General features: G+C 27.0%; 11 protein-coding genes and 1 CRISPR repeat array. Of the genes, 1 reads left to right on the plus strand and 10 read right to left on the minus strand.

All coding sequences use genetic code 11. The features are described 5' to 3' along the window. The first annotated feature begins 53 nt into the window (after positions 1-53). Positions 54-4,321: direct repeats of the CRISPR family, unit length 30 nt; unit sequence ATTTAAATACATCTCATGTTAAGGTTAATC. A 173-nt stretch (positions 4,322-4,494) separates the two neighbouring features. The 9 genes from cas2 to B2P65_RS10205 all read right to left on the minus strand — a co-directional run bounded on the left by cas2 (position 4,495) and on the right by B2P65_RS10205 (position 13,590). Beyond that, complete coding sequence (cas2, locus tag B2P65_RS10165) at positions 4,495-4,785, minus strand: CRISPR-associated endonuclease Cas2 (protein WP_343825127.1); 291 nt, start codon at positions 4,783-4,785, stop codon at positions 4,495-4,497. Between the two features lies 1 nt (position 4,786). Beyond that, the gene (gene cas1b, locus B2P65_RS10170; RefSeq protein ID WP_346878116.1) at positions 4,787-5,785 is read right to left on the minus strand and encodes a type I-B CRISPR-associated endonuclease Cas1b; all 999 of its coding nucleotides are present in this window, start codon (positions 5,783-5,785) and stop codon (positions 4,787-4,789) included. A gap of 9 nt (positions 5,786-5,794) precedes the next feature. Continuing rightward, on the minus strand, positions 5,795-6,289 hold the full coding sequence (locus B2P65_RS10175) for a CRISPR-associated protein Cas4 (protein WP_346878115.1): 495 nt from the start codon (positions 6,287-6,289) through the stop codon (positions 5,795-5,797). 9 nt (positions 6,290-6,298) lie between these two features. Further along, positions 6,299-8,872 carry a CRISPR-associated helicase Cas3' gene (gene cas3, locus B2P65_RS10180; protein WP_346880113.1) on the minus strand — a complete coding sequence of 858 codons (2,574 nt, stop codon included), beginning with the start codon at positions 8,870-8,872 and terminating at the stop codon, positions 6,299-6,301. 112 nt (positions 8,873-8,984) lie between these two features. Further along, complete coding sequence (gene cas5b, locus B2P65_RS10185; RefSeq protein ID WP_346880114.1) at positions 8,985-9,758, minus strand: type I-B CRISPR-associated protein Cas5b; 774 nt, start codon at positions 9,756-9,758, stop codon at positions 8,985-8,987. A 2-nt stretch (positions 9,759-9,760) separates the two neighbouring features. Further along, complete coding sequence (locus B2P65_RS10190; RefSeq protein ID WP_346880115.1) at positions 9,761-10,738, minus strand: type I CRISPR-associated protein Cas7; 978 nt, start codon at positions 10,736-10,738, stop codon at positions 9,761-9,763. A 1-nt stretch (position 10,739) separates the two neighbouring features. Then, positions 10,740-12,485: a type I-B CRISPR-associated protein Cas8b/Csh1 gene (gene cas8b / locus B2P65_RS10195; RefSeq protein WP_346880116.1), complete on the minus strand. Its 1,746-nt coding sequence runs from the start codon at positions 12,483-12,485 to the stop codon at positions 10,740-10,742. A gap of 13 nt (positions 12,486-12,498) precedes the next feature. After that, on the minus strand, positions 12,499-13,191 hold the full coding sequence (locus tag B2P65_RS10200) for a CRISPR-associated endoribonuclease Cas6 (protein WP_346880117.1): 693 nt from the start codon (positions 13,189-13,191) through the stop codon (positions 12,499-12,501). Between the two features lie 198 nt (positions 13,192-13,389). Next, complete coding sequence (locus B2P65_RS10205; protein ID WP_346880118.1) at positions 13,390-13,590, minus strand: HTH domain-containing protein; 201 nt, start codon at positions 13,588-13,590, stop codon at positions 13,390-13,392. 352 nt (positions 13,591-13,942) lie between these two features. Between B2P65_RS10205 and B2P65_RS10210 the strand changes: the two genes are divergently transcribed. After that, a complete protein-coding gene (locus tag B2P65_RS10210) occupies positions 13,943-14,212 on the plus strand; it encodes a hypothetical protein (protein WP_346880119.1) in 270 nt (89 codons plus the stop codon). Between the two features lie 260 nt (positions 14,213-14,472). Here B2P65_RS10210 and B2P65_RS10215 read toward each other — a convergent pair whose 3' ends face one another. Then, entirely contained in the window at positions 14,473-15,087 is a 615-nt protein-coding gene (locus B2P65_RS10215) for a hypothetical protein (RefSeq protein WP_346880120.1), read from the minus strand. Positions 15,088-15,187 lie beyond the last annotated feature (100 nt).

Raw genomic sequence — 15,187 nt, forward strand, 5'->3', positions numbered from 1 at the left:
TCATGTTAAGGTTAATCTAAATTAGAGAATGGTTTATTGGGTTGGGAAGTTTGATTTAAATACATCTCATGTTAAGGTTAATCTTCTTTCTTTTTTAATATATTTATTTTCTGCTTCAAATTTAAATACATCTCATGTTAAGGTTAATCTGTTCCGCCTGCGGTTGTGTAAATGAAGAAGTATATATTTAAATACATCTCATGTTAAGGTTAATCAATTTACAACAGAGCTTTTTAATGTAATATATACATTTAAATACATCTCATGTTAAGGTTAATCCTAACAAGCTAAACACATTAAGTTAACTGTTCTATAATTTAAATACATCTCATGTTAAGGTTAATCCTAATTATTACAGAAAAGAATTAAGCCAAATTTAATTTAAATACATCTCATGTTAAGGTTAATCAATGTCCTTTGGACATAGAAGTGCCTTTAATTGCTTATTTAAATACATCTCATGTTAAGGTTAATCTAAAATACATGGAGCTGATTTTGTTTGTATTGTAGGATTTAAATACATCTCATGTTAAGGTTAATCCATTTCAATACTTGTATTTTACGTTTATGACACTATTTAAATACATCTCATGTTAAGGTTAATCCCTACAGGAGTAATAAGTGGAAAGATTAAGTATAGATTTAAATACATCTCATGTTAAGGTTAATCGATTTTAATGTTGTATATGTTAGCAAAGGTCATGAATTTAAATACATCTCATGTTAAGGTTAATCGCTATTATTTTCATCAAACAATGTGTTCTCTTTTAAATTTAAATACATCTCATGTTAAGGTTAATCTACGAAAGCCCCTCCTATTGCCACTATTCCTATAAGATTTAAATACATCTCATGTTAAGGTTAATCACAACATTCAGCCAAGCCACTCTCTTCTATAAAAGCGATTTAAATACATCTCATGTTAAGGTTAATCGTATTTTTAAGATTATTTATGCTATCCGTATAAGCTATTTAAATACATCTCATGTTAAGGTTAATCTAAGAGTGCCCAAAATATTGTACACTAGTAGGTTCATTTAAATACATCTCATGTTAAGGTTAATCAGTTCAAATACAGGGGAGAGTGAGAAGTTAACCAAATTTAAATACATCTCATGTTAAGGTTAATCGGCGTGTTCTTAATAAAATAGATACATTTCTTTCATTTAAATACATCTCATGTTAAGGTTAATCCCTACATAAGTAAGTGCTTAAAATTCTTAATCATATTTAAATACATCTCATGTTAAGGTTAATCGCTGTCTTATATGCATTATTTGCATATTTCATTACTATTTAAATACATCTCATGTTAAGGTTAATCCTAGAAAGTTATGGCGTATTAAAGAGCATAAATGAATTTAAATACATCTCATGTTAAGGTTAATCAAGCTACTAAAATCCTTAAAGAACCCTATTACACCATTTAAATACATCTCATGTTAAGGTTAATCAAGGCACTTCTATGCCCAAAGGACATTTTATATCATTTAAATACATCTCATGTTAAGGTTAATCCTGTAACTGCATTGTTAAATTTCCTTGTTTTATCCTTATTTAAATACATCTCATGTTAAGGTTAATCAGATATTTTGTAGACTTCAAGGATACTAACAGAAATTTAAATACATCTCATGTTAAGGTTAATCCGCTCCTCTCTTGATATATTAGAACATCTGTACTAGATTTAAATACATCTCATGTTAAGGTTAATCGATGAAATTAATGTTCCATGTACTAAGAAATAATCATTTAAATACATCTCATGTTAAGGTTAATCGATTTCATTGATAAAAAATATCTTATGGAAATATGAATTTAAATACATCTCATGTTAAGGTTAATCCATCAACAAAATTTATATTATTATTAGGTTTTTTATATTTAAATACATCTCATGTTAAGGTTAATCCCGTGGATTACAAAGGAACTAATAGCCAAGAGATATTTAAATACATCTCATGTTAAGGTTAATCAGACGTTAATAATCTTATTAAGATATGTAAAGAAATATTTAAATACATCTCATGTTAAGGTTAATCCCCCCTTTAACTATCTTGTCCCCATCACTAGCAAAAGATTTAAATACATCTCATGTTAAGGTTAATCATCTTCTCTGGATCATCCATGCCTTTAAAAATAAAAATTTAAATACATCTCATGTTAAGGTTAATCATAAAGGATACCTACTGGTGTAGTAGTTAGTGTTTCATTTAAATACATCTCATGTTAAGGTTAATCTAACAATTGAAAATACCATAAGTGATGATGATAAATTTAAATACATCTCATGTTAAGGTTAATCCAGTTTCAAATGATGAGAAATACGGAATGGCTTAATTTAAATACATCTCATGTTAAGGTTAATCAAGATTTGGACAATATAACCTCTAGTGGTTTGGAATATTTAAATACATCTCATGTTAAGGTTAATCTTTAAATATGGCTCTAAAGAAAGCATTATTAATTCATTTAAATACATCTCATGTTAAGGTTAATCATAAAACCGCCACCGGATACTGTTGATGTTCCTATATTTAAATACATCTCATGTTAAGGTTAATCAAGATTTGGACAATATAACCTCTAGTGGTTTAGAATATTTAAATACATCTCATGTTAAGGTTAATCTGTTGATGGATGGAATAGTATTGTATCTTTCTTTACATTTAAATACATCTCATGTTAAGGTTAATCAAAATCATTATCATTTTCCATTGTCTCTAACACTATTTAAATACATCTCATGTTAAGGTTAATCACTGTAAACCTCTATTAATTTACTTTTGTGAGGTTATTTAAATACATCTCATGTTAAGGTTAATCCGATAAGAATATTATATATTATATCTAAAATAATTTAAATACATCTCATGTTAAGGTTAATCATTATACACTCTTGTGAATGTGCTAATCTCTTCAATTTAAATACATCTCATGTTAAGGTTAATCTACGTCTTAAATAAGTCGCAACATCTTGCATATCTATTTAAATACATCTCATGTTAAGGTTAATCATTATTAAAATTACCTTGCAAAACTGACATCTGTATTTAAATACATCTCATGTTAAGGTTAATCCTGTTCCACCAGAAACTATTGATTTAATATCTTCATTTAAATACATCTCATGTTAAGGTTAATCATATTCGAGATTAGAAAATCCATCCAACAATTATTCATTTAAATACATCTCATGTTAAGGTTAATCTTAACCCATTCTTCAGTATATTGAACTCTTAACGGAATTTAAATACATCTCATGTTAAGGTTAATCAATCTATTATTTCCCTACACTCATCTTCAGTATATATTTAAATACATCTCATGTTAAGGTTAATCTGGCTTTGATATAACATTCCTGAAGAAAGAAATATAATTTAAATACATCTCATGTTAAGGTTAATCCTAGTTTTCAAATTTTCAACTGCATCATTGAATGGCATTTAAATACATCTCATGTTAAGGTTAATCCGAAAATGTATATTTAGTACTTTTCTTTAACTTCTCATTTAAATACATCTCATGTTAAGGTTAATCTTACTTTATCTTTAACCATATACTTGAACATTTCTATTTAAATACATCTCATGTTAAGGTTAATCTTGTATATGTATTATATAATTGATATATAGACCAATTTAAATACATCTCATGTTAAGGTTAATCTCTCTCTATTACTCCATATATCCCTTTTACATCCATATTTAAATACATCTCATGTTAAGGTTAATCTACTGCATGGGTAGGGACTGAACCGAATCTAACTTGATTTAAATACATCTCATGTTAAGGTTAATCCTATAACTTTAATTACTTCTGGCTTTGTTATCTCATTTAAATACATCTCATGTTAAGGTTAATCGAAAATACCAGCCAATCCTATTCCAGAAAGAATCTAATTTAAATACATCTCATGTTAAGGTTAATCCAGTATACCCTTTTTAAAATTTACATTCTCAATTAATTTAAATACATCTCATGTTAAGGTTAATCGTATGAGTGGATTAGAAAAAGAACAAGCAGAAGCATTTAAATACATCTCATGTTAAGGTTAATCCAGATATAGGAATAGTATCTTTTACAGTTGTAAAATTTAAATACATCTCATGTTAAGGTTAATCTCTTTTGGATAAAAGTACCTTTGAAATAATAGAGTATTTAAATACATCTCATGTTAAGGTTAATCAAATATTAAAGTTTCTCAATTAGATAGTTTTGTAATATTTAAATACATCTCATGTTAAGGTTAATCTAGTTATACTCTCTTGTGATTGTACTAATCTTCTCAATTTAAATACATCTCATGTTAAGGTTAATCCATTGTAATTAAGCCATTCTCTAAAATAAATATATTCTAAACTCCTTGTAAAATCAAGGTTCTAAAATATTTTACCAACCAAAATTGTTTTATTGATATATTTTTTTAAAATTAGTATAAGCTATTGAAATCACTAGACCTTTAGAAATTAATACGGTAATTTACCTGGTAAATTATATGATTAGGTCTTCTCCCGTATTATTTCTTTGATTACCCAATATTTCTTCTCCATATACATTGTCATTCATAAGTTTTATTATGCATATGAAATCCTCATCCTCATCTATTATCTTATTTAAATCCTTTTTTAATAATATCAATTTAGATGGTGTAAGTTCTCCCCTAAAAACAGAGTTTTGAAAGTGTGATAGATATTTCTTACACACCTTAAAGACTTTATTTACCCTTTTCTCATTTACATCATAAAATAAAAATGCATAATTGTAATTTAAATTTTTAGCTATATTAAACACCTTCCTTTAGATTAAATGGAGTAAATTCTTTATCCTCCATTATAAACTTTATTAGTTTATAAGCATCCAATTTTATTGCAGTTCTATAACTTACCTTTCTTTTAAGTTTTGGATGAATAAATACACTTTCTAGTCTTTCCTCAAAGGCCTTGATAAAAATGTTTCTTCCCTCTTCATTTAGTAAACAATAATTAACCTTTTTATCAAAATGCTTAGATACCTGCAGTTTTTTATTATTAACAAGTTCAAAAATAGTTTTATATACTATAACCGGTTTAAATACTTCACTTAAATCCAAGCTTAAGGAGAATCTTCCTTCTGAAGGTTCATGTAAAAAACTTATCCTTTGATCAAGGTGAGTTCTATAAATTCCAGAAATAGTTTTAGTATAAAGAAGAGAATTACCGAAGGATATAAGGGCATTTATAGGATTATCTGGCGGTCTCTTCACACGTTTATTCAGTATAAAATCTTCTGGTAATATATTTTTAAATTCACCATAAAATCTTTGCCATACTTCTCCTTCTACAGCCATGAGTTCTTTTATTCCTGGAGCATTATCTACTCTAACCTTAAAATCACCTCTTATCCAATCAATGGTACCTTTTACTTCTTTTTTATCATGTTTATAATAATGATATAATACTTCACTTATATTTACTCCAATAGTTCTTACTATGGATTTAGCTATAGTAAGTCTATTATTATTAAAAGCTTCTACCTGTTTTATAAGTAGTTTCCCGCTATTGTATTTATCTTTTGGATAGAAGGTGCCGCTATATCCTTCATAATAATTAAAAAAGTGAATTACTATGTTATTACTTGAAATAAAGTCTAATAATTTAGTATTAATAGTTACTTCGGATAAACAATATATCTCAGTGGTATTTTCCACTGGAATATAGACGTTCTTTCCATTCTTTCTAAAACAAAGTGAGTTATCTTTTCTTGTTAGCTCCCCCATAGATGTTATATATCGTGTACTTCCCATTTCCCCCTCCTAAATATAACAATACTCATAATAAGCACATTTTTTGCAAGTAGACTTATTAATTGCACTTGGTATTTCTTCCTTATAAATCAAATCTTCTATAGTTTTTACAACATTATCTAACTTAATTTCTGATTCTTCATCCAGTTCCACATATAAGGTTTTATTTTTGCTTTTGTTCTTTTCAACAAACTCCAATTTTCCTTTTCTATCTATACCCTTTCCTTTTAGTATTTTTAGATAAAGTAATAGCTGCCACTTTGATGCTTCTACATCTGCATCTGACTTTTTAACTTCTACTAGATATTCATTAGTTAATTTATCAATCTTTACATTATCTATTGTTAACTCTGTATTTTTCCCTTGTTCTGCCTTTTCTTCATGGATAGCTTTTCCTATCTTTACTACTTCGCTATTGTCTTCTAAATTTAATCTATTACCATGAAGCCAGCATTGCCTCTTACAATGAAAATAATAATTAATCAATGTTCCATTAACTTTCATATCTTTCTCCTATATAAAATCACCAATACCCATTTTGAACAATTCTTTATTAAACTTATCATCTTTGAAAAATCGCTCTCCATCTCCTATGAAATATATTTCACCTACTTTACTGCCAATTTTATCTCCATAAGTAAAATCCTTAGTCCCTCTTATTTTATATATAAAATAATTTAATTTAGCTCTCATTTCAGATAGTTTCACCTTTTTTTCAGAGAATTCCATTTCCTCATTTTTAAGTAAATCTTTATACTTACACCACAATTCATCTCCGTAAATTAAAGTCCCATCTTTGTCTTCAATTACTCTGCTCAAAAATAATGTTATTTCATCTTTATCATCATCTATTAATTTCATCCTTTTCTCTATTTCACTAAACTCAAGGTTTCCAACCTTTTCATTTAAGAAACGCTCTATATTACCATCATTACATTGTGATGTATTTGTTATAATTTCCTTGAGAATGTTATCATAAAACTTACTAAACTCTTTATTTTTAAGTATTTCTCTCATCTCATCATTAATTAAAGTATATTTCTCATACTTTCTTACATCCCCCTTATATATTGTGTCTGCTTTATCTAAATTAAAGAAATATACTTTTGATCCATCCTTTTTACAAGATCTATTTATTCTACCTAGAAATTGTTCATCCCCATCTAAAATTGATATATCCTTAAATCCAATATCCATATCAATATCTACTCCAGCCTCTATTACTTGAGTAGCAATCAATATTACACTATCCCTAGATTTAATTTTATTTAGCACTAACTCTCTATCTATGGAGTTATCATCCCCTGTTATTAATAGTATCTCTGGAAGTATTTCAAAGTCTTCTTTTAATCTCTCATAAAAATCATAAGCACTTTTCTTACTTATAAACTCAACTACTATTTTCTTATTATTAGAACTTGATATCTCTTTTACCTTTTTATATAGCTCCTCTTTAATATCTACAGATCTTAATAAACTATAGTCAAGATCTACTCTATTTTTAAATACTGGACTTTGAAAGTATCTAAATGAATTTTTTATAAGTCTAACTGTATTTTCTTCTGTTTTTACAAGCTTATTAAGATTTGGGAGAGTTGCAGACATTATAATAAACTTAATATTTAATAATTCAGAGTAAGTTTTTAGAAACATTATTATTTCTTTCCATAGTATATTTTTATAACTTTGGATCTCATCTAGGACTATTACACTATTAGTCATGTGAATTAGTGGAAATGAGTCTTCCTTTCCAGTTCCAAACAAATAGTTGAATATACTAACATGTGTTGTTAATACCATTGGATAATGAAGAAACTGTCTATTTAATACTGACTCATCATAATTCACCTTTTCTTCATCTTGATTCTTATATACTTTCTTTATAGGAACTAATGAATTTATAACAGACACTTGCTTAATAAGGTCAGAATTTTCTCCAAAGGTTTTATTAATATTATTAATATTTTGTTCTACTAATGTATTAAAAGGATATACATAAAATATTTTGTTAAGGTTCGTATTCTCTTTTATAAGTTTAAAACTCAAATTCATTGAGATATTACTCTTGCCCCCACCTGTTGGAGCCTCTAAATAAAAAATACCACTATCTAAATTTCCCTCTAAAACTCTCTCTGCTTCTAAAAATATTTCATTTCTTAAAATATTTATATCCTTGACCTGTGAGAAATCCATTAATTTTCCAAATTCTTCTTTCTCATATTTTCTTATCCACCCCATAACTTCAGTATGCTTATAAACATCATAGAACTTATCTATATCATTCATCTCACCTAAAGAATTTATATTGTTACCTGTCATGAATTCAGTTGTTGAGTAAAAATCACAAGCAAGCAATAATGAAAATATTACCTTTTCATAGATAAAGTTAATTATTTTACCTTCATTATTTATTTCATTTCTGTAAATATCATAAATTTTAAATGAATTCTTTATTTTACTTTCTGTAATAGTTATATCTGTTAAATGTACATCCTTTATTATAGTGAACTTATCTTCTATTAACTTCCACCCTTCGCCATCTACACCTGTAAGCCTATCTGAAAATGCCTTAAAAGAATCTAGATTTCCATGGTGCTTAGATATAATATAACTATTCATTAGCATAATAGGTATAAATACCTTTTGATTTTCTCTACCTAATTTCTTTATTACTTTATAATAATAGTCCATATAAATAATTGCTGATAGCATAGAATGATTAGAATAATTTGATGCCACCGCTTCCTTAAGTCCTAAATTATTATTCATCTTTTTTAATTGAAAACATGGATTTATCTTTCCTATATCATGGATAAACACTAAATTTAATATCATTTCTCTAAAAAGTTCTCTTAATTCATAAGATATATCTCTACCTAAAATTTTATCTTCCATATTTATAAAGATACTCTTTAATTTCTTTTCCCTAACTATTCTATATAAATTCTCTTCTGCTAAAGTTAAATGCTCCTCTAAAGTTTCTTTTTTCTTTAAATTTCCTTCTTCCTTCTTAATGTGAGCGTAAAACTTATAAGAAGAATTTACATAGTCTTCTAACTTAAACCTCTTATCCTTATTAAAATACACAATCTCAATTCTCCTAACTTTTTATTTTATTCCATTGCTGTTATTTATATTATTAAAGGAGGGTTCCCCCTCCTTTAATATCCAAAGTTTTATACTAATACAAAAGTACTTATTAAAAGAAAAATATATTTTCTTTGTTAACCCTATAAACTAATCCTTCTTTAACTTGTTTCACCTTAGAATTAGTACATACAAAGCTTTCTAATTCATATTTATTAGTTGTCTCTTCAAGGGAACAAGGTAACTTCTCTTCATATTTCCATATTGGTTCTTGATAATCATCTTCATCTTCAAATGGATCTTCACAATTATCTAAGAGAAAGTTGTTTTTCTTAAATATACTTCTAATATCAACAGCACTATTTATTTTCTCGATATGTTCTACTAAGATTACATCTTCTATATTTGCAATGTGATCATTTTTACCCAAATACGGAATATATTGGAACTGAGATTCTAATAGTCTAGATTTTAGTGTAGACACTACCTCTGCTAACTCTCCTTCAACTTCATTATGGTTTTGAAGTAATATATATATATCCCATCTAGGGTTTTCTAACCATTGCTCCTTTACTATCAAATTTCCACCTTGTTCCTTTGATGCATATCCTACTGAATTATTAAAAGTTTGTACTTTTTTATTTATATATCCTTTAGTATTTAGTGGCACAATCCCTACTTTTAAATCCTTTAATTTACTATAAAATTCAGGATATATATCTTCTTTTTTCATTGAATTATATCCTCTATATCCACATATAGCTCCAAATATTCCAAGTAAAGCTATCTTATGAATACATCCATAGGTAAAATAATAATAACTATTAACATCTGGCTTCTTAAAGAATGCTGTATCTCCTCTTAAAGTAAACTTGATGGCATCCATATCTATGCCTCTTCTTTTGTAAATATATTAAATATTTTCACCTTTTTTATATCTGATACAATTTCCGTTGTATATGGATTATAGTAAATCTCTACACTTAATATTCTTCCTTCTAGTTTGTTTAATAAGTCTCCACACTTAATAGTAATTTTATTTTTCATATTTCCTTTTTCAAAATTTATATATCTTGAAAGGTCTGGAAGATATAAATTTTCTTCTGTCTCTACAAACATTGCAAATTCATTTTCACATCCCACCTTAGCATTGGTAGCAAATGATGTTGCTGAAACTAATGAAGTTTCTTTAAAATTATTATAATCTTCATCTGTATACCCTTCAGTAACGTCCATGGACACAAATTCATCATAGGCCTTAGAATTAATGCTAAATGGGTAGAAATAATGAGCTTCATCACTGACAATTTTAGTTCCTAATGATGAATTTTTAGCTTCTTCATCAGAATCATGGTCTTCTTCATTTGTGTTTTTACCTTTATTAGCTTTATTAGTTGGATTTCTAAACGGTGATAGTATCTGCTGCTCTTCTGCTCTAGAATTTTCATATTTATTAAATCCTTGACCTATTTGTACTGCTCCTGTTATAGATATATTATTTCCTACTTCAGCGAATGTAGCTCCAAAGTTTTTAACATCTACAGCTTTAAATAGATTTGTAAGAACAACTCTACTATCCTTATTTTTCTTTAAATCCTCTTCATTAAATATATACTCATACCTTTCTTTTAATGATCGAGGTACAATTGTGACTTCACCTTTTTTTCCTTCTGATAGTTTCATTGATTTTATATATAAAACTTTTTCTCCTATGTCATTCCACATTTTTTTCATTGGATACTTTAAAGCTTTATCACTTCCAAATATATCTTTAGAAGACGTAGTCTTTGGATATCCTGTAAAATCTGCATTCCAATTACTCATTATTGAAACTATTCCTAAAACACCATATACTCTTTTATCCATTTTATGCACCTTCCTTATTTTTATTTTCATATATCAAACTACTGTGTAAATATCCAGCAATGATTAAATCTTCATTTATTTTACCTTCTGGTTCATATGATTTAACTAGTGCAAACATATTTTTGAACTTTATATAATTATGGTCTATATCATAATTATATCTTTTGTATAGCCTTGTTAATTGTTCTTTTAATACGTCATCACTTTTCACATTTATTATAGGGTTTATTAATGATTGCGGCTTTTTCTTCCCCTTACTTCTAGAGATGAAAAAATTCGCAAGTTGACCAACTGCAAAAAAATACTCCCTATCACTTTCTATTTCTCCAGTATATTCCATAGATATCTTTTTTCTCAAATTTTCTTTTACACTTTGTAATATATCTGCCATTTTTTCTCCTCCTTCAAAATATTCTTGTAGTGCAACTCTTAAATTTAATTGTTCTACTGACCTTGAGTAATATCCATTATAAATTGAGTCTTTTAATAAACTTAAAGATGCTTCATCCAAATGTTTCCACACCGTAATATTTGAACCTTTATAAAACCACGTAAATAATGCATTCCTAGCTAATAATAGATTTCTTTTTAAATTTGCATCATTAAGAGCTATATCTTTAGCCTCCGTAAAATAATTTAAAATTAATTTATTTTTAAAAAATATATCATCAACTAATTTTTGTATAATAGCTAGACTCCTTATTTTTCCATATTGATGTTCTAAAATATTAACATCTACATCAAGAATATTATCAAAATTCAAATTATTAATCTTAGGATTATAACTTGTTATAGTATCTACATCATGGATTTCTACTTCTTTACTTTTCTTAATTCTTAAATATATTCCTTTGAATTTTTCATCTACTAATTCGCCATTTTTTTTAGAAATAATAGTTTTCTCATTTATATAGATATCGTTCTTTCCAGCAGCTACTTGATTCATCAAATAATCAAAAAACTTTTTTTGTAATAATACTTCTTCTAGACTAAGTAAATATGGAACCTTATTTTTTCTTGTTTTATTTTCTAAATAAGTTTTATCTGCATTGAACCCCATATTATCATTTGGAAGTCCATAAATAACATTATTTATTGTTAAATTATATTTAGATTTATTATATATATTAGGTATTAAATACCTCTCGCTTTCTTTCTTAAACTCATCTAAGTTATATTTAAAAAACACTTTTAAATAGCCTTTATTACTACTTTTATCTACTAATGAAAATATATTATTTTTAATCCATAACCTTATTTTATCTAATCTTTCTAGATTAACCTTTCCATTTTTTTCTTCTACTAAATCATACAATTCTATGGCTTTCTTAGATTTGTCATATTTCTTCCTAGGATTACTTAATATTTCATAATAATTATCTATAATTTCATTTGTAAGTTTAATCTCACCAGTTTTCTTATCTGGTACTAAATTTTCTTTTTTTACAATGAAACCCAAGTAATTATTACTAAGGATAAGTTTTTTACGATCAAGAGACTTATCAGTATCTATCACTCTACTCATATAATCAGCCTTAGCTATAAAGTCAAATCCCTCTTGAATCCTATCAATTGTCCTAGTTTTTTTATCCATCTTAACCTTGACTCTACATACTTCTTTTAACTCATCATTAATTTCTTTAACAACTATATACTCTCCATCACTAGGAATGTATGACTCTGTAATTATCCTATCGCCTTCTTCTTCATACATCCTTTTAAAGGTATCTAATGCTTGATTTAACATCTATTCACCTCCATTACATCCAACGATAGTTAGCAAATCCACAGCCCCTGCTATTCATTTCAGCAAGACCAGTACCCAAACTCATGTATGACAACTCCTGAGATATAGGATCTTCTGAAAGAACTAAGCTGATCTTATCTCCTAACAGTCGTTTCCCTTTGTACATTATGGCAATCGGTTTATTATTTTTTATCTCTATAGCTGTATATAATTGAAAGTCCTCATCAATCCTTACATCATTAATAGCATTATATTTCTTTATAAGATTTTCTTTTATTCTCCTTTCAAAGTCTTCAAATGTCAAAGAGTTTTTCCAATATCCATCATGGTTTTTAATAACTAATGGAGTTATGTTGTAAAGCTTTTCTATATGCTTTTTAGGAATAACCCTAATGTCAGTAACCAGTCCTTTGATAAAATCCGTATATTCATTAGCTAAATCGTTATTAAAATAATCTGACAGCTCTTTATCTATTGTTCTAATCTTAATGTCATATATATTACCAGCTTTATATACTCCATCTTTTTCTAATGGAAAGAATGAATTGAAACAATAGTTTTTATAACTATTTCTACTATGAAAATCTAAAAATTTTTTATCACTAGCTAACGACTTATCAATTAATTCTGCTATTCTCTGTTGTGACTCTTCAACTGTAATATTTCTAAGAAGATACACTTTTTGAGTTATTTCATATACATTCACCAAATCCCCTCCTTTTATTACTTAATTATACTATATTTCCATGATTTTATATATGGATATTTGTAATATAGTATCACATCTCATGTTATGGTTAATGCATTTATATAAGCTATATATTCTTTATATAAATTAAGTTTAAATACACCCTGTGTTTCTATGTTTATCTTATACTAATATTAAATTAATTTTCTTTTTATCTTAAATCTTGGTTATTAACTTATAGCCACCATATCTTCCTCTTATGGAACTAATATAATATCCCGCTAATTCTAAATCCTGTATATAAGTTCTAATCATTCTCTTCTCTACCTCTACTTTATTCGCTAACTCTTTTCCACTGTGAATTCTTCCATCGGATAATATTTTTAAAACCATTAACGCATTAGATGTTTTACTCATTTGCAGCTTCCTTTCTTATTATATTAGCTTTATATATTATTTATATATATTAATGATTAACTCTGTATACATGATCATTATTGCCAAATATCAATTTACTATTCTTTAATTTAATTATAAATGTCAATTAGGAACTATATCTGCACATTAAAAAATACACCATAAGTAATTTTTTGTTTATGGTGTATACAATATATTCTTATTAATATTCCTTATTTTTATTTCTTCCATAGCTATTCTTCATATATGCATGATACCTCCCCTTCAAAATTACCACTTATTAGTATATACTTTATATATAAACTAGAAATAATCATGAAAACTTCAAAGAATATAAAACTCAGGAGGCACTATGAAAAAAATAAAGACATTACTAACTACTGTATCTCTCATGTCACTTTTTTATTTATTTTACATTGTTTATTATTCCTCTAATAAAAATGATATTACCTTTAGGATAGTATCTATATTCTGTTTAATCTCAGCTGCTACACTTGGATTTTTAGATGGCTTAGATTATATTTATAAGAAAAATTCTAAAAAAATAGGCTATACAATTTGTACACTTACCATTATAATAACCCTTGCCTTTATATTTTTTATATATAAAGTTACTATGTAAATTATAATATACTTTATATATATTCTTATATTTTTCATTCCTTAAGTTTATAATAAGTTTATTGCAAAATGATTAAAAGACAAATAAGACTTTCCAAAAGCATATTACTAATCTTATTAAAAATGGTGAGCATGTACTTTAATACAAGTGCATGCTCACCATTTATTTAAGTTATTTTACTTTAAGAAAACCCCTATTATTTTTATTTCATCAATAGCTATTCTTCATATATTAATGTAACTCCCCTTTAAATTTATAACCTATTCTCCACCCTTACCCAGCGCTGAAGAATCCCCACTTTCAATGACTTCTCCAGTTGCTTTATCTTTAAAGTTCACTATGGTTTTTGCTGTATCAAAAGATTTTCCATTCATAGCTTGATACATATTTCCAGACATATAAAATCCTACTGCTACAAAAGGTTGAAGTCCACCATAGGATGCTTTATCAACCATAATATCAAATTGTGTCAAATCATCATTATATTTTATCTCTGCAAAAGAAGGATAATTTTCTTTATCATCTAAAGTCTCCTTAATACTGTCGTCTACTGCCTGTTTCATACTTGCTAATAACTCTTTGTGAGTTTTCTTATCCATAATGTAGGTTACAGAACCGTCTCCATTGACTTTGACTTCATGTACCCCTTTTGCTTTTGCTTCTGTCTCTATAGTAGTCTTATCACTTCCGTCAAAAAATGCTGCAGGCAATGTTACTTTTACATCAAATAAATTTTTTTGTGAAGACATCTCTCCCCCGTTACTTTCTGTTTTCTTTTCTGCCTTATCTCCATGGTCTGAGTCCTTTACACCACAGCCTACCATTGTAATTGCCATTGTAGTTACAAGTAGTAATGCTAAAATTCTCTTCTTCATAGATTTTTACCCCCATATTTAGCTAATTATAGCCTTATTTTTATGTTCTTTAACATAGTTTTTATAATAACTATGTAAAAACATTATATTTTTTATATTA

It is taken from the genome of Clostridium sp. UBA3061, from assembly GCF_002367465.1.
In the GTDB taxonomy this organism is placed as follows: Bacteria; Bacillota; Clostridia; order Clostridiales; family Clostridiaceae; genus Clostridium_J; species Clostridium_J sulfidigenes.

Bases quoted from the DNA above. Each gene is read 5' to 3' on its own strand.
- cas1b (WP_346878116.1), bottom strand. From the start codon at position 5,785: ATGGGAAGTACACGATATATAACATCTATGGGGGAGCTAACAAGAAAA.
- B2P65_RS10175 (WP_346878115.1), bottom strand. From the start codon at position 6,289: ATGAAAGTTAATGGAACATTGATTAATTATTATTTTCATTGTAAGAGG.
- cas5b (WP_346880114.1), bottom strand. From the start codon at position 9,758: ATGGATGCCATCAAGTTTACTTTAAGAGGAGATACAGCATTCTTTAAG.
- B2P65_RS10190 (WP_346880115.1), bottom strand. From the start codon at position 10,738: ATGGATAAAAGAGTATATGGTGTTTTAGGAATAGTTTCAATAATGAGT.
- cas8b (WP_346880116.1), bottom strand. From the start codon at position 12,485: ATGTTAAATCAAGCATTAGATACCTTTAAAAGGATGTATGAAGAAGAA.
- B2P65_RS10205 (WP_346880118.1), bottom strand. From the start codon at position 13,590: ATGAGTAAAACATCTAATGCGTTAATGGTTTTAAAAATATTATCCGAT.
- B2P65_RS10210 (WP_346880119.1), top strand. From the start codon at position 13,943: ATGAAAAAAATAAAGACATTACTAACTACTGTATCTCTCATGTCACTT.
- B2P65_RS10215 (WP_346880120.1), bottom strand. From the start codon at position 15,087: ATGAAGAAGAGAATTTTAGCATTACTACTTGTAACTACAATGGCAATT.